The following is a 21,932-nucleotide window of genomic DNA, read 5'->3' as shown; positions in this document are numbered from 1 at the left end:
CTAATCAATCGCGCAGCTGCTGGGCAGCGCGAAATTCCATTGAGCGGGACCTCCCGCTGAATGGAAAGGCGAGCCGGTCGGGACCCGCGCCGAACCTACCGTGAGGCTTTCCATCCCGATCTCTGAGAGTGGAGTTCCCGATCATGGCGAAGAAGCCGATGCCCCCGCTCACCACCGCCCGCGATACGACAGTCGATTTCCTGGTCGTGGGGTCGGGCACCGGTATGGCCGCCGCGCTGGCCGCGCACGAATTGGGACTGTCCAGTCTCGTCGTGGAGAAGACCACCTACGTCGGTGGCTCCACCGCGCGCTCCGGCGGGGCGTTCTGGATTCCGGGCAGCTCCATCCTGCCCGACAATGGGGCCGCCGCGGTGGCCGAGGCGCAGACGTACATCGAGGCGGTGGTGGGTGGTTCGGCGCCGACGGAGCGAGGGCAAGCGTTCCTCGATTCCGGCGCCGCCACCGTCGCCATGATGGAGCGCACCACCCCGATGCGGTTCTTCTGGGCGAAGGGCTACTCCGATTACCACCCGGAGGAGCCGGGTGGCCGGGCCGAAGGCCGTACCTGTGAGTGCCGCCCGTTCAACGCGTCAGTGCTCGGTGCGGAGCGTCCGCGGCTGCGGGCGGGCGTGATGAAGGCGTCGTTCCCCATGCCGGTGACCGGTGCGGACTACAAGTGGATGAACCTGGTCGCGCGCAAGCCCGCCAAGGCGTTCTCGCGCATCCTGCGCCGGGCGGCGCTCGGCATCGGCGGTATGGTGATCGGCCGCGAGTACCTGGCCGGTGGACAGGCGCTCGCGGCCGGCCTGTTCGCCGGAGTGCTGCGGGCCGGTATTCCGGTGTGGACGGAGACGAGCCTGGTGCGCTTGATCCAGGACGGCGATCGGGTGACCGGCGCGGTGCTGCGCCAGGGCGGCAGGGAGGTCACCGTGACCGCGCGACGCGGCGTGGTTCTGGCCGCCGGTGGGTTCGATCACGACATGGCGGCCCGGCACAAGTTCCAGTCGCCGAAGCTCGAGGACGGCGCGAGCCTCGGCTCCGAGGGCAACACCGGCGATGCCATCGTCGCCGCACAGGAACTCGGCGCGGGCATCGCGCTGATGGACCAGGCATGGTGGTTCCCCGCCTTCGCGCCGCTGCCCGGAGCCGCCCCCCAGGTCATGCTTGCCGAACGGTCCTTGCCGGGCTCGTTCGTCGTCGATCAGACGGGCCGCCGCTTCATCAACGAGGCCACCGACTACATGTCGTTCGGGCAGGCACTGCTGGAGCGGGAGCGAGCGGGCGATCCGGTCGAGCAGATGTGGCTGGTGTTCGACCAGCGGTACCGCAACAGCTACATCATGGCCGGCCGGGTCTTTCCGAAGCAGCCGTTGCCGGAGTCCTGGTTCGAGGCCGGAATCGCCTACCAGGCCGATGATCCCGCGGCACTCGCACGAAAGATCGGATTGCCCGAGGACGCCTTCACCGAAACGTTCCGCAGCGTCAACCGGTACGCAAACAGCGGCACCGACCCGGACTTCGCCCGCGGCGAGAGTGCCTACGACCGCTACTACGGCGACCCGACGATCTCCCCGAACCCGAACCTCGCGCCGCTGGAGACCGCACCGTTCTACGCGGTGAAGATGGTCCTCAGCGACCTCGGCACCTGCGGTGGCGTGGTGGCCGACCGGAACGCACGGGTGCTGCGCGAGGACGGCAGTGTCATCGACGGCCTGTACGCCATCGGCAACACCGCCGCGAACGCTTTCGGCGCCACCTATCCCGGCGCCGGCGCCACCATCGGCCAGGGTCTGGTCTACGGCTACATCGCCGCCCGACACGCGGCGGGCATCCACGGATAGCAGACGCACAGAGACGGCCCCCCGTGCCGGAGACACCTCGGGTGCTCCGGCACGGGGGCCGCTCCGGTCTCAGGACGCGGCGGTCAGCACCGCGTCGGCGAGGACTGGTGCGTCGTCGCGCTCGACGACGGTGACCCCGAGCGTGAGCACGTCGCCGTCCCGCCAGCCGCGCACGCACAGTGTCTCACCCGGGAACAGAACGCCCGCGAAGCGTGCCCGGAAGCCGGCGACGCGCGAGGCATCCCCGTCGAAGCCGACATCCGTCGCGATCTTGCAGACGATGCCGTAGGTGCACAGCCCGTGCAGGATCGGGTTGGGGAACCCGGCGGCCTGGGCGAATGCCGGGTGGGCGTGCAGCGGGTTGCGGTCGCCGCTCATCCGGTAGAGCAGGGCCTGCTGCGGCAGGGTCGGGGCGAGCGCCTCGAAATCGGGCGCCCGGCCTGGAATCTCGGTGTTGGGGCTGGGGCCGCGCTCGCCGCCGAACCCGCCCTCACCCTTGGCGAAGAGGGACGACCGCTCGGTCCAGAGCGGCTGGCCGTCCGACCCGGTGACCGTGCGTTCCTGCACGATCACCGCCGCCGATCCCTTGTCCCAGATTTCGGCTATCCGACCGATGCTGCTCGCCTTGCCCTCGGCCGGAATCGGCCGGTGTACCAGCACTTCCTGGTGTGCGTGCACCACCTTGACCAGGTCGATGTCGACTCCGGGCAAGCTCACTTTCGGCGCTCCGGTATTGCGGGCACCAGCGGCCACCGTGGCGAAGGTGGGCAATACCTGGGGGTTGCGGTCGTCGAGATAAGACAGTTCGACGGCGTCGGTCCAGCGGTGCCCGACGCCCAGGCCGAGGTGGTAGATCTGCACATCCGAAGGGGTCCAAGAGAATTCGCGACTAGGCAGCTCGGCGCCGAGCGCGACGTCAGGGTCGATGGGCACGGGAAACTCCTCGCCTATCCGAGAGGATCACATGTGTGTGCCGCCGTCGATGCGTACTTCGGTTCCGGTGATGAAGTAGGCATCGGGGGAGCCGAGCATCGCCACCACGGAGGCGACGGAGTCGGGTCCGGCGAAGATGGCTCCGCCGGGAAGCGGCAGTGTCGGCGTGATCTTGGTGAACAGGGTGAAGTCGGCGTCGGCGGGGAGGCCGGGCCCGATGCTCTGCTTGGCCTCGCCGGTGCCGTCGGTCATCCCGGAGGAGATCGAGCCCGGCTGCACGCTGTTGAACCGAATACCCTCGCCGCTGAACTCCGATGCCAACGCGTGCGTCATCGCCTGCACACCCGCCTTCGACGCGGCATAGGCGGACATGTACGGGTGCGCGAAGACCGCCGAGGTGGAGCTGAAGTTGACCACCGCCGGGCTGGTGCCCGCGCGCAGCGCCGATATCGACTCCCGGGTCACCAGGAAGGTCCCGACGAGGTTGATCCGCAGCACCTGCTCGAACTCGGCCATCGTGGTCTGTTCGAAGTGCGCCGAGCGCAGCACCCCCGCCGCGTTGACAAGTGTGTCCAGCCCGCCGAGCCAGCTCACCGCGTCGTCGATGGCGGTACGCACCGACTGCTCGTCCCCGACGTTCATGACTACCGTGTGCAGGCGCTCGTCGGCGTCGCCGACTTTGGCGACGGTGTCCTGCAGCCCGGCCTCGCTGATGTCCGCGGCCACTACGCGACCGCCCTCGGCGAGGATGCGCAGCACACTGGCCTGGCCGATACCGGAACCACCACCGGTGACGAGGACACGGCGGCCCTCGTAGCGCTGAAGCTGAGACATGCGATCTCTCCTGTTTCCCGTGAGCGAGGTGCGGCCGGACGAAACGGCCCGACTGATGAGAATGGTGCGCCGCGCATGCGCGGCGTCGTGGGCGTCCCGCTGAATGGACTGTCCGCGCCCCGTGGCCGCACCCGGCGTCTCGGTGAGCGGAACGGAACGGATCCAGCAGATCGCCCGCTGCCTAGCATCGGCGCACCCGGTGACGCCGGTGTCGCCCGGGACAACGGGAGGTGTGACCGATGAACTGGGTCGATTCCGCGGTGCAGTGGGACGAACGATGCGACGTGCTGGTGATCGGCTCGGGCGGGGGCGGGCTGATCGGCGCCTACACCGCGGCCCGCGAAGGGCTGACGGTCACCGTGATCGAGGCGACCGACCGCTTCGGCGGCACCACCGCCTACTCCGGCGGCGGCATGTGGTTCCCGTGCAACCCCGTCCTGCGCCGGGCCGGTGACGACGACACCCTCGATGACGCGCTGGCCTACTTCCGCGCGGTGGTCGGCGACCGTACCCCGGCCGAGCTGCAGGAGACCTTCGTGACCGGTGGCGCTCCGCTGGTGGAGTACCTGGAGCGCGACCCGGCCTTCGAGTTCCAGGTGCTGCCGTGGCCGGACTACTTCGGTGCCCAGCCGCAGGCGCGGACCGGTGGCCGTCACATCGTCCCGGTGCCATTGCCCGCCGCGGCGCTGGGGGAGCAGGCCGCGACGCTGCGTCCGCCGCTGGGGACCGATCGCGGCGGCGAGCCCGCGCCGGACGAGCTGATCGGCGGGCAGGCGCTGATCGGGCGAATGCTCTTGGCGCTGCGCAACTTCCCCCGGGTCGAGCTGCGCCGCGAGACCTCGTGCCGCGAGCTGGTCCACCTCGGCGGCGCGGTGGCCGGGGCCGTGGTAGCCACCCGGCAGGGTCGCCGCCGCATCCGTGCCATTCACGGAGTGCTCATCGCGGCCGGCGGATTCGAGCGCAGCGACCGCATGCGCCGTAGCTTCGGGGTGCCGGGCAGCAGCCGCGACTCGATGTCCCCGGCGGGCAATCACGGGGCCGCGATCGAGGCCGCGATGGCGATCGGCGCCGACGTCGATCTGATGGACCAGGCGTGGTGGGCACCTGGGCTCACCCACCCTAACGGCTCCTCGACCTTCTCGCTCTGGTTCACCGGCGGCATCCTCGTGGACCGCGCGGGCAAACGGTTCACCAACGAATCCGCGCCCTACGACCGGCTGGCGCGCTACGTGCTGGCCGGCCTGGAGCAGGACCGGATCACGTTGCCCTACTGGATGATCTACGGCGGTGACGCCACGCAGCCGCCGGTACTGTTCACCGGCGTCCCGCTCGCCGATCCGGCCGACTACGAGCACGCGGGCCTCTGGCACACCGCCGACACCCTGCCCGAACTCGCGGAGAAGATCGGTGTGCCCGCCGACGCCCTGGTGCAGACGGTGGCCCGGTACGACGGCTTCGCCGGCGACGGTGCGGACGCCGACTTCGGGCGCGGCCGCGAACCCTACGACCGGTCGGTGCCGGGCAGCCCGAACCCGCTGGTGCCCATCGGGAACGGCCCCTACCGGGCGGCCGCCTTCGGCCTGTCGGATCTGGGCACCAAGGGCGGACTGCGCACCGACACCGACGCCCGCGTCCTCGACACCGCCGGTGCGCCGATCCCCGGGCTGTACGCGGCGGGCAACTCGATGGCCGCGGTCAGCGGCACCACCTACCCGGGTGGTGGCAACCCCATCGGGGCGTCGATGGTCTTCGCGCACCGCGCGGCCCGGCACATGGCCGAAGGGGCCGAGACCCAGCCGTGAACGCGCGGTGCTGCCGGGGCGGCCGCCCCGTTCCGGTGGCTGAGATTTCGCGGTTCCGCCCGAGGCGGCGGCCTCTACCGTCGTCGCATTCCGCTGCGCGGAGACAGATCAGGAGAACGACATGAGCAACGAAGTATTGGACCGGGTGCGCCCGCTGCTGCCGGGGATCCGGGACCGCGCCGTCGAGGCGGACCGGCAGCGACGGGTACCGGCCGAGACCATCGCGGAGCTGAAGGAGGCCGGGTTCTTCCGGCTGCTGCAGCCCAAGCGGTACGGCGGCTACGAGCACAGCCCCGCCGCGCTGTACGAGGCGGTGCGCGCCATCGCGGCCGCCTGCCCGTCCACCGGTTGGGTGGCGTCGGTGGTGGGCGTGCACCCCTGGCAGATCTCGCTGTTCGACGAGCGCGCACAGGACGAGGTGTGGAAAGACACCCCGGACGCTCTGGTGTCCTCGTCCTACGCCCCCACCGGCAAGCTCACCGAGGTCGAGGGCGGCTACCGACTGTCGGGACGGTGGAGCTTCTCCTCCGGCAGCGATCACTGCCAGTGGGTGCTGCTGGGCACCCTCTGCTTCCGCGACGGCCAGGCGCCGGAGTACCTGACGGCGCTGGTGCCGCGCAGCGACTATATCGTCGAGGACGTCTGGAACGTGGTCGGCCTATCCGGCACCGGCAGCAACGACATCGTCATCGAGGACGCCTTCGTCCCCGCGCACCGTGCCTACAGCTCGCTCGAACAGGACCAGTTGCGCGGGCCCGGCCAGGCGGTGAACACCGCGCCGATGTACAAGCTGCCGTTCGGCATGGTCTTCTCCTACACCATCACCAACGCGATCGTCGGCGCCGCCCAGGGCGCCTATACCGCGCACGTGGAGCGGATGAAGGAGCGGGTGCGGCTGTCCTACGGCGGACAAAAGGTCGCCGAAGACGCTTTCGCGCACGTACGCGTCGCGCGAGCGGCAGGCGAGATCGACGCGGCGATCCTCACCCTCGATCAGAACGTCTCCGAGCAGATGCGCTACGTGGACGCCGGCGAGGAGATTCCCGAGCAGCTGCGGCTGCGGGCCCGCCGCGATCAGGTGCTGGGCACCGAGCGGTCGGTGCACGCTGTCGAGATGCTGTTCGAGAACTCCGGCGGGCACTCCATCGCCCGCGGCAACCCGATCGAGCGGCACTGGCGCGACGTGCACGCCGGCACCGTGCACGTCATCAATGACGTGGAGCGGGCGCTGGCGATGTTCGGGCGCGGCGAATTCGGGATGCCGATCAACGAGGGCATGTACTGAGGGGTGTCCATGCTGTACGTCTTGGCGGAGCTGCATCACGTCGGGATCGTGGTGGACGACATCGAGGCCGGGGCGGCGGCGCTGAACCGCCTCTACGGGCTCGATGTCACCGTCTTCGAGGAGTCGGAGTTCACTTGCCGGATCGACGGTGTCGCGCAGCGTACGGTGCAGCGGATGGGCCTGTCGGCCGGGCCGCCGCACGTGGAGTTGCTGCGCACTGTCCCCGGCTCGCCGATCTGGCAACCCACCGGCACCGGCATCCACCACCTCGGGTTCGTGGCCGACGATGTGGCGGCTGTCTCCGCGGAGCTGGAGCGGCGCGGGGCGCCACTGTGGATGGCCGGCGGTGACGGCAGCGTCCCACACGGGGCCTGCTACCACCGCGACCCGCTCGGGCAGATCATCGAGGTGTTGAATCGCGCCACCGCGGAGCGGCTCGCCGCCCGCCGCGGCGAGTATCGGCGCCGCTGCCCCGGCCACCCCTGACAGCTCCCGACGACAGCGAGGGCCGCAGCGGATTTCCGCTGCGGCCCTCGTTGTTTGCCGTGTCAGCTGTTCGCCGTCTCCGTCTCCGTCTCCGCGGGCATCGGGATCTGCCCGGCGACCGCCGCCCCGCGGATGGCCTCGCTCATCCGGCTGCAGCCGGGTAGCCAGGGGCCGCGCAGCGCGGCGTCGCCGAGTTCGGGACACCGGATGACCGCGCCGGCGTTCCACTGGACGCTGGTCTGCTGCCAGCTGCTCTTGCGGGCCAGCACCTGCGCGCCACACTGCGCGCAGTCGACTGGCACCATCGGGGTGTCGGTCAGCCGGTCGTCGACACGCGGCGCCATCAGGCGGGAGCCTCGGCCGAGCCGGCCTGCGCGGCCACGTTGGCCCGGATCTCGGTCTGCCACGCCTCCAGCGGACGGCTGGTGTCGAGCTCGAACTCGAAGCGGTCCACCATCTCCGGCGTCACGTCGGCGACGTCGACGTAGAACTGCTCATACCAGCGGCGCAGCTGGTAGACCGGGCCGTCCTCCTCGCACAGCAACGGGTTGTCGATGCGCGCCTTGTTCTTCCAGATCTCGACGTCCTGCTCAAAGCCGATCTTGACCCAGTCGCCCAGCGCCACAGCCGTCTGCATCGCCGCCTCGTCCGGCAGGCTGGGCGGCTTCTCGACGATGATGCCGTACTGCAGCACGAAGGAGTTCGCGTCGATCGGGTAGTGGCAGTTCAGCAGGACGGTCCGCTGATCGCCGTACTCGAAGTGGTAAGTGAGGTCGTCGATCATGAACGACGGGCCATAGTAGGAGGCCACCGAGGATGTGCCGAGCATCGTCGGCTGGCCCTCAGGGGCCGGGAAGTCGTCGCGGGCGCCGCTCTTGAAGTACTGGGTAGCGATGTGTCCTTCGAAGACGTTCTTGAAGTAGGTCGGCAGCGACCCGTGGATGTAGTAGAAGTGCGCCATGTCGACGACGTTGTCGATAATCTCCCGGCAGTTGGTGTTCACCACAGTGGTGTACCAGTGCCAGTCGGTCCACCGATCGTCCCCGGCACCTTCGATGCGGGGAATCGCCACGTCTTCGGTGGGTCCCTTGCCCTCGGGGTCGTTCCAGACGAACAGCATGCCGTCCTGCTCGAGGGCGTGCCAGGCCCGGGTACGCGCCAGCGGCGGAACCCGGCGGGCGTAGGGGATCTCCGTGCAGCGGCCGTTGCCGCTCCAGCGCCAGTCGTGGAATGGGCAGGCGACGGCGTCGCCCTTGATCGTGCCCTGGCTGAGGTCGCCGCCCATGTGCCTGCAGTAGGCGTCGAGCACGTTGAGCGCGCCGTTCTCGCCGCGGAAGATCACCAGCTTGGTGCCGAACGCCTCGATGGCGTGCGGCTTGCCGTCGGCGAAGTCGCGGATCAGGCCGAGGCAGTGCCAGCCGCGCGCGAAACGCGTCGGGGCCGCGGCCGCCTCGATGCGGCGAATCTCCTGCGAGTCCTGCTCTACCGGGTTCATGTCCACCCTCCTCGGATGCCAAGCGCAGGAGGCTGTACCGGCCGCGGAGTGCGGCCGCCTGCGCTGCGAACCTGTTCTAACAGTGATCGCCGCCCCCGCCGCGGAGTGATTTCACTCACCGGAATGCTCTGCTCGGTAGGCGTCCACTGAACGGACGAGCCGCGCCGTGACCGCCGCGCCGGAGCCCAGACTTCCTCGTGAACCGTCCGAGGAGGAAGGCAGGAATGGACTCGACGACGCGAATTTCGTTGGAGCTGAACGCCAAGGTCGTGCTCGTCACCGGGGCCGGGCGCGGCCAGGGTGCCGAGCACGCGCGCCGGCTCTCGGCGCTCGGCGCCCGGGTGGTGCTCGCGGACCTGGACCGTGCGGAGGTCGGTGCCGTGGCGGCCGGGCTGCCGCACCCGGCCGCGGCCGTCGCGCTGGACGTGCGCCGCGCCGCGGACTGGCGGGCGGCGGTGGAGCTGACCCGCGAGCGCTTCGGCCGGCTCGACGTGCTGGTGAACAACGCCGGAGTCGCGCCGCGGGCTCCGCTGAGCGAACTGACCGAGCAGGAATTGCGATTCGTGCTCGATGTCGACCTGATCGGCGCCGTCCTGGGCATGCAGGCAGTGCTGCCGCTCATGCGCGAGCACGGCGGCTCCATCGTCAACATCGCCTCGACCGCCGGGATGACCGGCTATGCGGGTGGCCTCGCCTACGCCGCCGCCAAGTGGGGGCTGCGCGGCGCCACCCGCTCGGCAGCCAAGGAACTCGGCGCCCTGGGCATCCGGGTCAATGCCATCTGCCCCGGCGCCATCGACACCGCGATGGTGTCCGAGGCGACTCGGGCGGGTGGGGGAGCGGTGGGCGACCTGCCGATCGCCAGGGTCGGGCGTCCGGACGAGGTCTCGGCGCTGGTCGCCTTCCTGGCCTCGGACGCGAGCAGCTACTGCACCGGCCAGGATTTCGTGATCGACGGCGGCGCCCTGGCGTGAACGGGTACACCGGAACCGGCCGCCCGTCGGGAGCCTCGGATCTCAGCGGGCGAGGGTGACCGCCTCGAGCCCGGTCAGCAGCATCCGCATGCCGCGCAGCAGCAGCCGCTCGACTTCGGCGAACTCGGTGGAGTGTCCGCTGTCGACCCAGTGGATGTAGGCCTGGCGCATGGTCTGCATCGCCAGCTGCGCGGGCAGCGCACGCAGGAACGGATCGTCACCGAGGTCGTAGTGCCGCGCCAGGAATTCGGTGATCTCCCCGCACAGCCCCTCGCCCCACTCCAGCCAGCGCAGCCGGTACGCCGGAGTGTTGATCATCAGGTCCATGAACTTGCGGTCGAACTCCGGTACCTCGCGCCGGTGGACCTCGGTGGTGAAAGCGTGCGCGAGCACCTCGACCGGGTCGGCTTCGGTGGGCGCGGTCCGCAGGATCTCCACGATCAGCTGTTCGCTCTGCCGAAACAGCGGTGAGAGCACGTCCTCCTTCACCGGGAAGTGCCGGTGGAAGGTGCGCGGCGAGATGCCGACGAGGTCGCAGATGTGTTCCACGGTGGCCGAGGTGTTGCCATCGGCGATGAACACATCGCGGGCGGTGAGGGCGATGGTGCGGCGCAGTTCCTCTGCCCGGCGCTCGGTGAGGGTGGGGCGAGCTTCTCGGTCCACCGGGCCTCCCTCTCGTCGCGCCGCGCCGGAGGCCGGCGCAGCTGTCCTCCGGACGGTATCGGCGTGTTCACCCATGATTCGTCAGAATATGACGTGCCGGCAGCCCGTGCCGGATCCGGGTCCGGCGGCGCGGGCGTCGTGCCGGTCGCCCTCTGTTGTATCAGCCTCGAATACGTTGTGTGAGAGGCAATTTCATTGCACGGAACGATCGGCCTGCGGGACCGGCCACGGCGCGGCGGTGTCGACGGCCGAACCGGTGACGGCGTGGCGCAGATCCTCGCCGCGGGTCTCGCGCACCCGAGAGATGCACAGCACCGTCACCAGACCGCAGCCGACGGCCAGCAGGATCAGTGGCGTGCTGTCCGGCCCGTCGACAAGCAGCGCGCTGGCCACCAGCGGGGTGAAGCCGCCGCCGAGCAGCGCCGCGAACTGGTAGCCCATCGAGGCACCGGTATAGCGGACCGAGGTGCCGAACATCTCCGACAGCAGGGCCCCCAGCGGCGCGAACATGGCCGACTGCGCGATCTGGCCCAACACCAGGGCGGCGAACAGCAACGGCACCGACCGGGAGTCGACCAGTGCATAGATCGGCCAGGCCAGGATCACGATGCCGACAGCGCCGCCCAGCACCACCGGCCGGCGTCCGAGCCGGTCCGACAGCGCCGAGAACAGCGGGATCGCGATGAGCGCGGTGGTGGAGACGAATAGCAGGCCGCTCACCGCGCTCGAGCGGTCGTAGCCGATGGTGGTGGCGTAGCTGATCATGTAGGTGCTCAGCAGCGCGGTCAGCGCGAACGGTCCGATCCCGATCCCGCAGGCCAGCAGCAGGGTAGCCGGGCGCTTCAGAATCACCAGGAACGGCATCCGGGCCGTGGGTTCCGCTTTGGCCTCCGCGTCACGGAACACCGGGCTCTCGGTGACGCCGATCCGCAGATACAGGCCCGCCGCCAGCAGCACGATGCTGGCCAGGAACGGCACCCGCCAGCCCCACGACAGCAGATCCTCCTCCGGCAGCAGCGCCACCACAGCCACCGCGCCGGTGGACAGGAGCGAGCCGATGGGCGAGCCCATCTGCATGATGCCGTTCCAGAAACCGCGGCGCCCCGGCTCGGCGTGCTCGGTGACCATGAGCGTCGCCCCGCCCCACTCGCCGCCGATCGCGACGCCCTGCACCACGCGCAGCAGCACCAGCAGCAGCGGCGCCAGGACGCCGACACCCTGATACGTGGGCAATACGCCGATGAGGAAGCTCGACGCACCCATCAGCAGCATGGTCAGCACCAGCATGGACTTGCGCCCCATCCGGTCGCCGAAGTGACCGAACAGCACACCGCCGATGGGCCGCGTCACATAACCGGCGGCCAGTGTGCCGAAGGCCGCGATGGTGCCCAGCGTCGGGTCGGAGTCCGGGAAGAAGACTTTGTTGAACACCAGCGCGGTCATGGTGCTGTAGAGCAGGAAGTCGTAGTACTCGATGGCTGTGCCGAGCAGGCTCGACACAGCGACACGGCGCCGCAGCGCCGGATCGGAATGCGGCGTCACTACCGAACTCATGAAGGTCTCCGTTCCTCGCCGGGAAGACGACCGGATCATGGTGACCGTCCGGCGCGGAAATGTTGCCGCCGGTTTCTGGTCAGTGGGATTCCTGCGCCACCAGCGGTTCAGACCGCGGCCGCCGGGTGCAGCGCCTCCACGAGCGGGGCGATCGCATCGAAGTCGGCGGCGCCGAAATCGACGTAATTGAGGCCCACTTCGTCACGGCGGGTATGCAGTTGCTCCAGACACTGCTCGACGGTGCCGACCAGCAGGCCGGTGGACCGGCGCCCGATCGCCGGGTCGACGCCGTAGCGCTCACAGACCTCGCGCAGAGCCGCGTCGGTGTCGGCGGGGCGCTCCACCACCCGGCAGGTCCAGGTGATCGAGAGGTAGTCCAGCGTGTCCGGGTCGCGGCCGGCGCGTTCGGCCCCGGCGCGCGCCCAGGCGATCTTGCGCGTCATCGCCGCGGGCAGCATGTCCTCGATGACCGCGGCGTCGTAGGCGGTGCCGCGCTTGAGATTCGAGTGCACGCCGACGATATCGGCGCACCGCCCGGCCAGCGTCAGCATGCGCTGCCCGCCGCCGCCGATCACCAGCGGCGGATGCGGCCGCTGGACCGGCGCCGGAGTGCCGGTCAGCCCGTTAACGGTGTAGTGGACGCCCCGGTGCTGCACCGGCTCGCCGCTGAACAGGGCGGTGATGATCGCGACGGCCTCCTCGAGCCGTTCGACCCGCTGTGGCGCGGGGTCGAATGACATTCCGGCGGCGTGGTATTCGTCGGCCAGGTAGCCCGCGCCGATGCCCAGGTCGAAGCGGCCCTGCGCGATCAGATCGAGGGTGGCGGCGGCCTTGTGGGTGATCACCGGATGCCGGTAGTCGTTGGCCAGCACCAGCGCCATGACCCGCACGCGCTCGGTCGCCGCGGCGATGGCCGCCAGGGCCGGGATGGGGTCTTGGCGGCCGGTGAGGAAATGGTCGGAGACGGTGATGGCGGTCAGCCCGCTGCTGTCCATCCGATGCAGCCGCCGGTGCCAGTCCGCGAGATCGGGCTGCACCGGCGGTGCGTAGAGGGCGGTCTTGAACTGCCGCACCACGGGCAGGCTCATTCGGCGAGCTCGTAGCGGATCGGCACCACCTCGGGGCCGGCGATGACACCGCCCGCGGCCAGTTCGACCGGGCCGTCGAGGGCCACCGAGCGCCACCGCCGGGTGAGCACTTTCAGCCCCTCCTCCATCTCCGCCTTCGCGACGGCGTGGCCCAGGCAGTAGTGCCCGCCGTAGCCGAAGCCGATGTCGAACAGCGGCGCGGGCCGCTGCGGATCGAACCGGTCGGGGTCCGGGAAGGACAGCGGGTCCCGGCCGGCGCCGCTGATGTTGAGAGTGACCGTCTGCCCGGGTTCGAAGTCGATGTCCTCCAGGGTCAGCGGCCGCTCGACCACCTTGACCTGCCGCGGGGTGGCCGGATGCAATCGCAGCGACTCGTTGATCGCTGCCGGGATCAGCTTGGGGTTCGCTCCGAGCGCCTCCCACTGCCCGGCCTCGGTGATCGCCCGCACCGCCGAGGCGAGCTGGTAGCGCGTCGTATCGTGCCCGGCGAGCAGGACGCCGGCGATGTGCCAAACGATTTCCACGTCGGAGATGTCGGCCTCCTCCGCGTCCTTGGCCTCGATGAGGTCGCTGATGAAGTCCTCGCGCGGCTCCCGCCGCCGCTGCTCGACCAGCACGGCGCTGTAGTCGTGCACGGCCTGCAGCGCGTCCCCCAGCGCAGGCACCCCGGGCCAGATCGGTTCCTGGCCGAGTAGCCGCAGCTTGACGGTGGCGTCGGCGAACGCGTCGACCTCGTCGAACGGGATCCCGATGAACCCGGCGACCACGCCGATCGCCAGGTGGTGGCTGAACTCGGTGACGAAGTTGATCCGGTCGCGTCCGGCGAGCCGGTCCACCAGCTTCTCGGCCAGTTCGCTCATCATCTGCCTGGCCTGCGCGATCCGGGTGGGCCGGAAGCCCTTCAGCAGGATCGGGCGGATCCGGTCGTGATTGGCCGTCCAGGTCAGGTTCAGGTTGCCGTCGACCAGGTAGTCGATGATCGGCCCGCCGGTCAGCCCCTTGTCCAGGAAGAACTGCGGGTTGCGCGGGCCCACCCGGTCGTCGCGGTAGAGCGCGCGCACCGTGTCGTAGGCGAAGAACTCCGCGCCGGTGCGGCCCTCGACCACCCGCAGCCGGTCGGCGTCACCGCCGAGGAAACGGTTGGGGTCATCGAGGAACTCGGGGGTGTGGGTGTCCAGATAGGGGAGTTCGAGTGGTGCGTGGGCTGTGGTCACGGCGTCGTCTCCTTCCGTCGGATCACTGGGCGGGGGCGGGCACGTATTGGCGCGCGAAGTCGTGAACGCGGGCCACGACGTGGTTCAGTTCCTCGTCGCTCATGCCGTGGCTCATGCCCAGCGACATGCCGCGCTCGAACACCTCGTCGGCGTTGGGCAGCCCGCCGGCCGGGATCCGGTACTCGACCCCGCGCATCATCGGGTGCCGGGTAACGTTGCCGCTCCACACGGTGCGGGTATCGATGCCCGCGGACTCCAGGTAGCCCTGCAGGTCCGCGCGGACGAAGCCGGCGTCCTCCCGGATGGTCACCGGGTAGCACAGCCACGCGGTGTGGAACTCCGGGTTCTGCCGCGGCAGCCGGAACAGCGAGGGGTAACTGCCGAACGCGCCGTTGAACGCCTCGAAGATCTCGCCGCGACGGCGGTAGTTCTGGTCCAGCTTGGACAGCTGCACCAGGCCGAAGGCGGCGCCCAGCTCGGAGGGCTCGAAGTTCCACGGCAGCACATCGAAGACGAAGTCGTTGTCATAGGCCACGCCGTCCAGATCCTCGCGGAAGACGCGGCCCGTGCGGGCGGCCTGGGAACCGAACAGGTGCGGCTCGGAGCGGCGGCCCCAACGGCGCAACATCAGCCCTTTGTCGCGCAGCTTCTCGTCGTCCACGCAGACCATGCCGCCCTGACCGGCGCAGGTGATGATGTGGGCCATGGCGAAGCTGGTGACGGTGATGTCGGAGCGGCTGCCGGTCCTCGTCCCGCGCAGCGTGGTGCCGATGCAGTCGCAGGAGTCCTCGATGACCTTCAGGCCGTGCCGGTCGGCGATGTCGCGGATCGCGTCCCAGTCCGGGGCGTTGCCGGCCAGGTTCGGCAGCAGGATCGCCTTGGTCTTGTCGGTGATCAGTTCTTCGATCGCGGGGACGTCGACGTTGTAGGTGTCCGGTTCGACGTCGACGAACACCGGAATCCAGCCGCCGCGCACGATCGGGGAGACATCGGTGGAGAACGTCAGCGGCGAGGTGATGACCTCCGAACCCTTGGGCAGGTCCAGCAGCTCGAGGGCCAGGTACAGCGCGGAGGAGCCCGAGTTGCACATCAGGCCCAGCTTCTTGCCGTACAGCTCGGCGGTGCGCCGCTCCATCTCGGCGACGTTCTTGCCGATCTTGAGCGCGTAGGGACCACCGCGCAGCACTTCCAGGCAGGCGTTGATTTCGGCGTCGTCGTGGACGCTGCGCGCATAGATGACCCTGGTCACGGTGGCTCTCCTCGGGGTGGGGAAGGAAGTCGGACGGGAATCGATCCGTCGTATCGCGGCCGGTGGGCGCAATTCGGCATGCTCCCGGCCTGTTCCGCCCGGTCCGGCTTCGGATCGACGCAGCCAGTCTGACCCGGGCGCAACCGCGTCTCCGTTGTTTCTTCCACTGAATGGACGCCCCGGGTTCCGCTCCCGATGGCACCCCGGCACGCTCGAATCGGGATGTGACCTGCTTTACACCCTGAGCCCGGTGTGCCTACACTCACATCTGTCACAATCTGACAGATAGGCAGAAGCTGACTTCGGTCGGCGGGAGGTGTTCATGGCAACGGCGCACATCGATGAGGCACCCACGGCGATGATCGACCGGGTGGCCTCGCTGCTCGAATCCTTCGTCGGGCAACGGCCGCTGACCCTCGCCGAGATAGCGCGCCGCTCGCATCTGCCCCGGTCCTCGGCGCACCGCATCCTGCAGCGGCTGGTGGAGCTGGGCTGGGTGGAGCGCAACGACTTCAAGTACGCCCTCGGCTTGCGCATGTTCGAACTCGGCGCCCAGTTCACCCGGCAGCGCAGCGTGCACCGCGCCGCCCTGCCGGTGCTGACCGAACTACACCGCCGCACCGGCATGACCGCGCATCTGAGTATGCTGACCGGCGCGGAAATCCTGCACCTCGAGCGTGTCGGGCTGTGGCCCGCCACGGGCACCGAATGGAGCGTCGGCGCCCGCCAGCCCGTGGTGCGTACCGCCGCAGGCCGGGCGCTGCTGGCGGCCATGCCGCGCGAGGAGTGGCCCGCATTGGACTTCGGCGACGCCGTCACCCTTTACAGCGTTGCAACCCTCCGGCAGCTCGAGCACGACCTCCAGCGCATCCACGACCGCGGCGGTGTGGCGGTGGACGCGCAGGGGAGCGCGCTGGGCGTCACCGTGGTGGCCGCTTCGATCGGAACCGACGACGGGGAAGGGCGATTCGCGCTCTCACTGTGCGGTCCCACCCGCAGCCTGCGCCTCGAGATCGCGATCACCGAGGTCCGCAATGGCGCCGCGAATGTTTGGCGGACTGCAGTCGGCGCACCGCCACCGCGTCCGCGGCTGGTCGGTGACCCTCCAGCGCATGACCGTGGCCGGAGGCATCGGCTAGGAACACTCCGAACTGGCAGTTCTCCGTCAGGTCTGCCTTCTTGATCCGTCTTGGGCGGCTCCTACGGTGGCATGTTGCGCGAGTCACCAGTGATCGCGTGGTCTCGGTGTCGAAGCGGCTGCCGCTCCGATGCGGCAGCCTCCCGCTCAGCGAAACCGCGACCGGTCCTGCTGGACGAATCGTGTTGTGTGGGGGCATGGGATTCCCGATGGTCTTCTTCTCTTTCGTGACACTGCAGAACGCGGGTGCGCCGGAGCACCGTTCCTACAACATCTGGCACCAGCTCGATCACCGGCCGGAGAACTTGGCGCTGCCAGGGGTGGCCTGGGGTGATCGATGGTCACGACCAGAGGAGTTTCGTACCGGTCCCGTCATCGATGAGCATGCAGGGACGGACTATGTGGCGATGTACTGGTTCAGGGACCCGTTCGAAGAGTCGGTCCGTCAATGGAATGATCTCGGCGCCGATTCGTTCGAGTGGGGTCGCGGCCCGCTTATCCCCGGGGTGCACCGCTCGCTGCTCGGATTCTTCCGGCCGGTCAAGGGTTACGTTGCCGCACCCGCACTGGTTTCAGCGGACGTTCTGCCGTACCGGCCGAATCAGGGCCTGCACCTGACGCTGACCCGATATGCCGAAGCGCGTTCCGACGACACTCACGAACACCACCGGTGGGAGGATCGGTCCCTGATTCCGCAACTGCTGTCGTTGGACGGGGTCGCAGGTGTGTGGACATTCTCGTTCGATCATCACCAGCACGTGACGATGCGTCCCCGGGACGCTCGCGACGATTCCGTGGGATCGATGCGAATACGCCTGGTCTACCTGGACGGCGAACCGCTGGAGACGGTCGCGCGAATCCACGACGCGCAGACGTCGGCGGCCCGTGATCTGCCTTCCTCGGCGGCGGCCGGAGCTCGATGCTTGATGAGCACCGCGCTTCGGACCATCGTTCCCTTCCGGGACTGGTGACATCCGGCGTTGGCGCGTCGTTCGCGTCTCCGACGCGGGTATCAAACGCTACCGCGCACCATTGGTGGCTCGAGCGAACCGCCGACGGATGCAGAGTCCGTCGGCGGATGAACCGCGCACTCGACGGACCTGACGAGGCACACCGGCGGCCGGTGGGCGTGGTCGACCCTTCCTGTGGCGACGATGGTCCGCTTCGTTCGCCGATTGCTGCGGAAGATGTTTGACACGAAAGACGAGCCGCATTCCGGCCAGCGGAGTCACAACGGGGGAATGGCGGGGTGCACCAGTCCTTGCCAGCCGCAGGGGAGACCGCATGTCGCATACGTTTCCGTGCTCCTATTATAATCGAAATAAATTTTGATCAGAGTGCGAGCTTCGGCGTGGTAGCCGCAGCTCGGGCATTTACCGAAATAATTCAGGATCTCGTGAGTGAAGACGTGCAGCAGTCGGTCGGGGGACTCGCGCGAGGTGTCGGGATTGCTCGTCGGCTGGTCTGTGCGAAACATTCGTGTTCTCACCGTTTGCGTCGTGGGGTCCGCCACTTCCGTGCACGCTGTGGCGCAGCTCGCGGGATGGCTGCTGTGGTCGGCTTCGTTGCCGGATTCGCAACCGGGTGGCGGCAAATTCATTGCCTTCGGTTCTAACATCGCAGACCGCCCGTTTATGCGGGTTATCTCACTGAACGGATATGCGCGACCGTGTGAGCGTAGCTGCCGGTGCACTTCTTCTCGGTGAGCATGATGGTCGCTGGATCGATATTCGCGGGTTCGTAATACAGCGCGACCGCAACTGCTGTTCCGTATCGATAACGCCACGGTCATACGTTCAGCCCGCCGCGCCGTCGGCCAGCGGGCATCATCGCTCCGAGCGAGAGGACGGATATGACTCGACCTGATGTGCGGGACCCGCACGGTACTGGTCGACCATGTTCCGAAGCCTGGTTCCCGCCCGGAAGTGAGGTGCACGTAGTGACGCATGCACTGCGCCGGCGGACCGTGCGGCCCCAAAGCGCGAGCCCTCCCGCGAGCACATCGCGCGGAGTTAGAACAGCACATCGTCCTGCGCTGACATCTACGAAGCGACCGTGGGCGACTCGCGATATCCAGACGTCAGTGGCGTATCCGGATCGCACCGCAGGTCGGCGCTGCCCAGCCCAGATTCTCGGAGTCGGTGATGTGGTGATCCAATGCTACGGCGATATCGTCCGGGAGCGCCATAGCTCGGCGATGGTCGAGATCGACGTGGACGAGCAATATTTCGAGCGTGTTCGACAGACGTCCGGCTGACTGATCGACGAGAAATGTCATCATGTGCACGGTCTTGTCGCTGCGGTCGAGTACCCGCGCGTGTACCGAGAATTTGTCGCCCATGCGCAGCTCGCGGTAGTACGCGAGATGATGCTCCGCGGTGAACAGGCCCATCCGACGCTGGGACCGATAGCCGTTGTCGATCCCGGCAACGCGTACCAGCGCGTCCGCTCCTCGAGAACCCCAGTCCAGGTAGTGCACCACGTTCATGTGCCCGTTCATGTCGATGAAGTCACCGGTGACTACTCCTTCGACCGGATCGGGCAACATCATTACCTGGTCGAGCGTTGGAAGCGCAGATGCCATGTCCGCAATAGTGCGGGATCGACCAGCCCGAGCGCGACCGCGTCCCACTGGCTGAAATTCTGCGAGCCCCGCCGCCGGTCCCGCTGCACCGTCGTCGACACCAGCGACGAAAGAGACGAATGAGCAACAAGGTGTCCGGCCAGGTACGCGATCTTGTCGGAGCATCTCATCGAGTGGAATCCTCGATGTCGGCGCTGTGGGGGTGGCATAGCTTTGCCAGGTGCACCGGTGACGGTGAGCTTCGGTGATGAATGGAGGCATAAGTTGTTCTCGGAGCGGGTTTTCTTTTCGTTCATCGAACTGACCGATCCAGGTGGGCATCGGGAATACAACGAGTGGCATCAACTGGATCATCGCCCGGAGAATCTGCTGTTGCCCGGCGTGGCCTGGGGCGATCGATGGGCCCGGCCGACTGAGTACGCGGCTCTGGGGTCCGAGCCGACCGAAGCGTTCGCCGGCGTCGACTATGTGGCCATGTACTGGTTTCGTGCGCCCTATGAGGAGAGCATTGCCGCTTGGACGAAGCTGGGTGAGGATTCGTTCCAGTGGGGCAGAGGGCCGATTCTGCCCGGGGTGAACAGGCCGTTGCTGGCCTTCCACCGGTGAAAGGTTACGTTGCGCCGCGGGTCCGGGTTTCGGCCGATGCGCTACCGTTTCGCCCGAACCGCGGTTTGCACATAACCCTCAGCCGCTTCCGGGAGCCGCATTCGACCGAAACCCACGATCAATTCCACTGGCAGGACACAGTAGGCATCCCCGGGCTGTTGGACTGTCCCGGCGTGGCGGGTGCGTGGACGTTTTCCTTGCATACTCTGCAGAACCATCCGACGCTCCCGCTCGGCGGCACTGCCGAAGAATACGCGTCCGGATCCCTGCGTATCCGCCTGCTGTACCTCGATGCCGATCCCGTCGTCGCGACGCACGCAATCGCCGAACGCGAAACGGAATGGGAGGCGACAGGATTCAGTGCACCGCATCCGACCGCGGAGGAGGTTCTGATGACCGGACCGCTGCGGACGATCGTCCCCTGGCAGGACTGGTGAACATGCGAATGCAATACATCCACCGCTGATCATCGGCGGGGCGGCAGAAGGATTGTCGTCCCGCCCGCGAGCAGGACGAGTGGCGCGGCGTCGTCACCGAAGGACTCGATACCCACAGTGATCTCACTGACGTTGACAGTGGTCATCGGATCACCGTAAGACCTCGTAGGTCAGGTGCGTTGCTTGTGCCACGCCAACCGAGTCGGTGAACAGCTTGCAGTTGATCTCGGGAGTTCGGCACAGATTTCGAGTTCGCTCCGGCGTGAACGAGGGCTCGGTATTGCATACTGGGTAATAGTGTGGCTGCCCACGGAATTCGGCGCCTGTGCTAGATGTTCTGCCCGCCGATTGCTATGCCTCCGCGCGGATTGCTGATCCGAGGATGGCCGGATCGCCGGTCGCGAGGTACACGTTGAAGACGCGGTCGGTGATTCGCCAGCCCTGTGGCGTGCGCCGCAACTCGTCGTGATAGATGCCGAAGCATTCGTATGGGATGAGCGAGGAGCGATCACCCGCGCCGTAATGGGCTACTCTCGCCTTGCATTTCGAGCGCGCCATATCGTGATCCAACTCGATCAGGTGGTTGCCGAGGAGATGCTGTGTGGGTCCGCAGTCGTCAAGGAACGAGCGGATCGCTTCGATGATAGCCGGGCGACCTTCGAGCAGGGGGCCGTCGGGACCGGCATACCGTGCGACGGCCTCGTCGGCGAAGACGTCGTCCAGCTGCGGCCAAGCCCGTTCGTCGAGAGCGTAGGCGTAGGTGTTGACCACATCGAGTATGTGGTCGCGGTCTGCGTGAATTGTCATGGGGCGGGGTTTTCTCGGTTCGGGTCAGTAGCCGGGGCCGGTCAGCAGGCCGCCGTCGACGAGCAGTTCGGTGCCGCTGCAGTAGCTGGCGGCGTCGGACGCGAGGTAGACGACGGCGCTGGTCACCTCGGCGGGGCGGCCCCAGCGGGCGATCGGCAGCGTCGGGACGAACGGCGTGTCGGGGTCGAGATCGGGCACGTTTTCGGTGTTCATGGGTGTCACGATGCCGCCCGGATGTACCGAATTCACCCGGATATTGCGCGAACCCAATTCCTGGGCCGCAACTTTCGTCAGTCCCCGGATGCCGAACTTGCTCGCTGAGTATGCGGACAGTCCGGCCGCGCCCGTGAAGCCCTCGATCGAGGAGATGTTCACGATCGCGCCGCCGTCCGACATCGCCGGCGCGGCCGTCCTGATCCCCAGCCAAGTTCCGAAGAGGTTGACCTTCACGATCTTCCGGAACTCGTCCGGTGATTGCTCTTCAATTTGCCGAACCGGATGATGCCGGCATTGTTGACCAGGATGTCGAGCTTGCCGTAGCGCGATACCGCCCCGGCGACGGCGGCGGCCCACTGGTCCTCGCTGGTCACATCGTGGTGGACGTAGTGGACATCGGCACCGATCTTTGCGGCCAGCGCGTTGCCCTCTTCGTCGAGAACATCACCGAACACGACCCGTGCACCCTGGACGGCGAACTGTCGTACATGTTCCGCACCCATTCCGCGCGCTCCGCCGGTGATCAGAGCTACTTTCCCGTCGAGCTGTGTGGTTGTCCTTTCACTGAGGATGCCGACGTTAAATCGCGGCTTGGCGGCGAATCGGCCCGTGTTTCGGTCACCGGAACGGTGTTTGTCGGCCGGTGTCGATCATTCTGGTGAGCTGGCTGCGAGGCGGCGGTCAGCCTATAAGTAACGAACTACGTTGGTCGGGCAGCTGACCAGA

General features: G+C 67.9%; 21 protein-coding genes and 1 pseudogene. 9 read left to right on the top strand and 13 right to left on the bottom strand.

Annotated elements, in window-relative coordinates:
• Positions 1–143: 143 nt before the first annotated feature.
• Positions 144–1,841, top strand: coding sequence for a 3-ketosteroid-delta-1-dehydrogenase (locus ACZ6DL_RS21875; protein ID WP_466053642.1), 1,698 nt, complete (start codon positions 144–146; stop codon positions 1,839–1,841).
• A 69-nt stretch (positions 1,842–1,910) separates the two neighbouring features.
• Here ACZ6DL_RS21875 and ACZ6DL_RS21870 read toward each other — a convergent pair whose 3' ends face one another.
• Positions 1,911–2,774, bottom strand: coding sequence for a MaoC/PaaZ C-terminal domain-containing protein (locus ACZ6DL_RS21870; RefSeq protein ID WP_466053641.1), 864 nt, complete (start codon positions 2,772–2,774; stop codon positions 1,911–1,913).
• A gap of 27 nt (positions 2,775–2,801) precedes the next feature.
• The gene (locus ACZ6DL_RS21865; protein WP_466053639.1) at positions 2,802–3,608 is read right to left on the bottom strand and encodes an SDR family NAD(P)-dependent oxidoreductase; all 807 of its coding nucleotides are present in this window, start codon (positions 3,606–3,608) and stop codon (positions 2,802–2,804) included.
• Positions 3,609–3,847: 239 nt separating this feature from the next.
• Here ACZ6DL_RS21865 and ACZ6DL_RS21860 point away from each other — a divergent pair, with 239 nt between their 5' ends.
• The 3 genes from ACZ6DL_RS21860 to ACZ6DL_RS21850 all read left to right on the top strand — a co-directional run bounded on the left by ACZ6DL_RS21860 (position 3,848) and on the right by ACZ6DL_RS21850 (position 7,181).
• Positions 3,848–5,410: an FAD-binding protein gene (locus ACZ6DL_RS21860; protein ID WP_466053637.1), complete on the top strand. Its 1,563-nt coding sequence runs from the start codon at positions 3,848–3,850 to the stop codon at positions 5,408–5,410.
• A 121-nt stretch (positions 5,411–5,531) separates the two neighbouring features.
• Positions 5,532–6,695 carry a 3-hydroxy-9,10-secoandrosta-1,3,5(10)-triene-9,17-dione monooxygenase oxygenase subunit gene (gene hsaA, locus ACZ6DL_RS21855; protein WP_466053635.1) on the top strand — a complete coding sequence of 388 codons (1,164 nt, stop codon included), beginning with the start codon at positions 5,532–5,534 and terminating at the stop codon, positions 6,693–6,695.
• A 9-nt stretch (positions 6,696–6,704) separates the two neighbouring features.
• Positions 6,705–7,181: a VOC family protein gene (locus tag ACZ6DL_RS21850; protein WP_466053633.1), complete on the top strand. Its 477-nt coding sequence runs from the start codon at positions 6,705–6,707 to the stop codon at positions 7,179–7,181.
• A 62-nt stretch (positions 7,182–7,243) separates the two neighbouring features.
• Here the strand turns inward: ACZ6DL_RS21850 and ACZ6DL_RS21845 are convergent, their stop codons facing one another.
• Together ACZ6DL_RS21845 and ACZ6DL_RS21840 are read right to left on the bottom strand one after the other, a co-directional pair.
• Positions 7,244–7,525 (bottom strand): ferredoxin, encoded by a 282-nt coding sequence (locus ACZ6DL_RS21845; protein WP_466053631.1) that lies wholly within the window; start codon positions 7,523–7,525, stop codon positions 7,244–7,246.
• A complete protein-coding gene (locus ACZ6DL_RS21840) occupies positions 7,525–8,676 on the bottom strand; it encodes a Rieske 2Fe-2S domain-containing protein (RefSeq protein ID WP_466053629.1) in 1,152 nt (383 codons plus the stop codon). The genes ACZ6DL_RS21845 and ACZ6DL_RS21840 overlap by 1 nt, the downstream gene beginning before the upstream one ends.
• Before the next feature lie 224 nt (positions 8,677–8,900).
• Here ACZ6DL_RS21840 and ACZ6DL_RS21835 point away from each other — a divergent pair, with 224 nt between their 5' ends.
• Positions 8,901–9,650: an SDR family NAD(P)-dependent oxidoreductase gene (locus tag ACZ6DL_RS21835; RefSeq protein ID WP_466053627.1), complete on the top strand. Its 750-nt coding sequence runs from the start codon at positions 8,901–8,903 to the stop codon at positions 9,648–9,650.
• A gap of 42 nt (positions 9,651–9,692) precedes the next feature.
• On the opposite strand, the gene ACZ6DL_RS21830 is transcribed toward ACZ6DL_RS21835, so the two are convergent.
• From ACZ6DL_RS21830 to ACZ6DL_RS21810, 5 genes are all read right to left on the bottom strand, one after another.
• Positions 9,693–10,313 (bottom strand): TetR/AcrR family transcriptional regulator, encoded by a 621-nt coding sequence (locus tag ACZ6DL_RS21830; protein ID WP_466053625.1) that lies wholly within the window; start codon positions 10,311–10,313, stop codon positions 9,693–9,695.
• A 192-nt stretch (positions 10,314–10,505) separates the two neighbouring features.
• Entirely contained in the window at positions 10,506–11,867 is a 1,362-nt protein-coding gene (locus tag ACZ6DL_RS21825; protein WP_466053623.1) for an MFS transporter, read from the bottom strand.
• A 107-nt stretch (positions 11,868–11,974) separates the two neighbouring features.
• Positions 11,975–12,955, bottom strand: coding sequence for a TIGR03621 family F420-dependent LLM class oxidoreductase (locus ACZ6DL_RS21820; protein ID WP_466053621.1), 981 nt, complete (start codon positions 12,953–12,955; stop codon positions 11,975–11,977).
• Complete coding sequence (locus tag ACZ6DL_RS21815) at positions 12,952–14,169, bottom strand: cytochrome P450 (RefSeq protein ID WP_466053619.1); 1,218 nt, start codon at positions 14,167–14,169, stop codon at positions 12,952–12,954. Before ACZ6DL_RS21815 ends, ACZ6DL_RS21820 begins: the two co-directional genes overlap by 4 nt.
• 22 nt (positions 14,170–14,191) lie before the next feature.
• Entirely contained in the window at positions 14,192–15,418 is a 1,227-nt protein-coding gene (locus ACZ6DL_RS21810; protein ID WP_466053617.1) for a DegT/DnrJ/EryC1/StrS family aminotransferase, read from the bottom strand.
• Positions 15,419–15,740: 322 nt separating this feature from the next.
• Between ACZ6DL_RS21810 and ACZ6DL_RS21805 the strand changes: the two genes are divergently transcribed.
• Together ACZ6DL_RS21805 and ACZ6DL_RS21800 are read left to right on the top strand one after the other, a co-directional pair.
• The gene (locus ACZ6DL_RS21805; protein WP_466053615.1) at positions 15,741–16,601 is read left to right on the top strand and encodes an IclR family transcriptional regulator; all 861 of its coding nucleotides are present in this window, start codon (positions 15,741–15,743) and stop codon (positions 16,599–16,601) included.
• 152 nt (positions 16,602–16,753) lie between these two features.
• A complete protein-coding gene (locus ACZ6DL_RS21800) occupies positions 16,754–17,527 on the top strand; it encodes a hypothetical protein (protein WP_466053614.1) in 774 nt (257 codons plus the stop codon).
• Between the two features lie 1,109 nt (positions 17,528–18,636).
• Here ACZ6DL_RS21800 and ACZ6DL_RS21795 read toward each other — a convergent pair.
• Entirely contained in the window at positions 18,637–19,140 is a 504-nt protein-coding gene (locus ACZ6DL_RS21795) for a thioesterase family protein (protein WP_396982200.1), read from the bottom strand.
• Complete coding sequence (locus ACZ6DL_RS21790; protein ID WP_466053612.1) at positions 19,107–19,310, bottom strand: hypothetical protein; 204 nt, start codon at positions 19,308–19,310, stop codon at positions 19,107–19,109. Before ACZ6DL_RS21790 ends, ACZ6DL_RS21795 begins: the two co-directional genes overlap by 34 nt.
• A gap of 58 nt (positions 19,311–19,368) precedes the next feature.
• On the opposite strand from ACZ6DL_RS21790, the gene ACZ6DL_RS21785 reads away from it, so the two are divergent.
• Positions 19,369–19,746, top strand: coding sequence for a hypothetical protein (locus ACZ6DL_RS21785; protein WP_466053610.1), 378 nt, complete (start codon positions 19,369–19,371; stop codon positions 19,744–19,746).
• Positions 19,747–19,919: 173 nt separating this feature from the next.
• Positions 19,920–20,183, top strand: a complete 264-nt coding sequence (locus tag ACZ6DL_RS21780) for a hypothetical protein (RefSeq protein ID WP_466053608.1) — start codon at positions 19,920–19,922, stop codon at positions 20,181–20,183.
• A gap of 351 nt (positions 20,184–20,534) precedes the next feature.
• Here ACZ6DL_RS21780 and ACZ6DL_RS21775 read toward each other — a convergent pair whose 3' ends face one another.
• Both ACZ6DL_RS21775 and ACZ6DL_RS21770 read right to left on the bottom strand, forming a co-directional pair.
• Positions 20,535–20,990, bottom strand: coding sequence for a nuclear transport factor 2 family protein (locus ACZ6DL_RS21775; protein ID WP_466053606.1), 456 nt, complete (start codon positions 20,988–20,990; stop codon positions 20,535–20,537).
• A gap of 24 nt (positions 20,991–21,014) precedes the next feature.
• A pseudogene (locus ACZ6DL_RS21770) lies at positions 21,015–21,709 on the bottom strand (SDR family oxidoreductase).
• Between the last annotated feature and the right edge of the window lie 223 nt (positions 21,710–21,932).

This window comes from Nocardia sp. NPDC041819 (assembly GCF_055590505.1).
The sequence above is the reverse complement of the archived record's forward strand: the minus strand, read 5'-3'. Positions and strand labels throughout refer to the sequence as shown.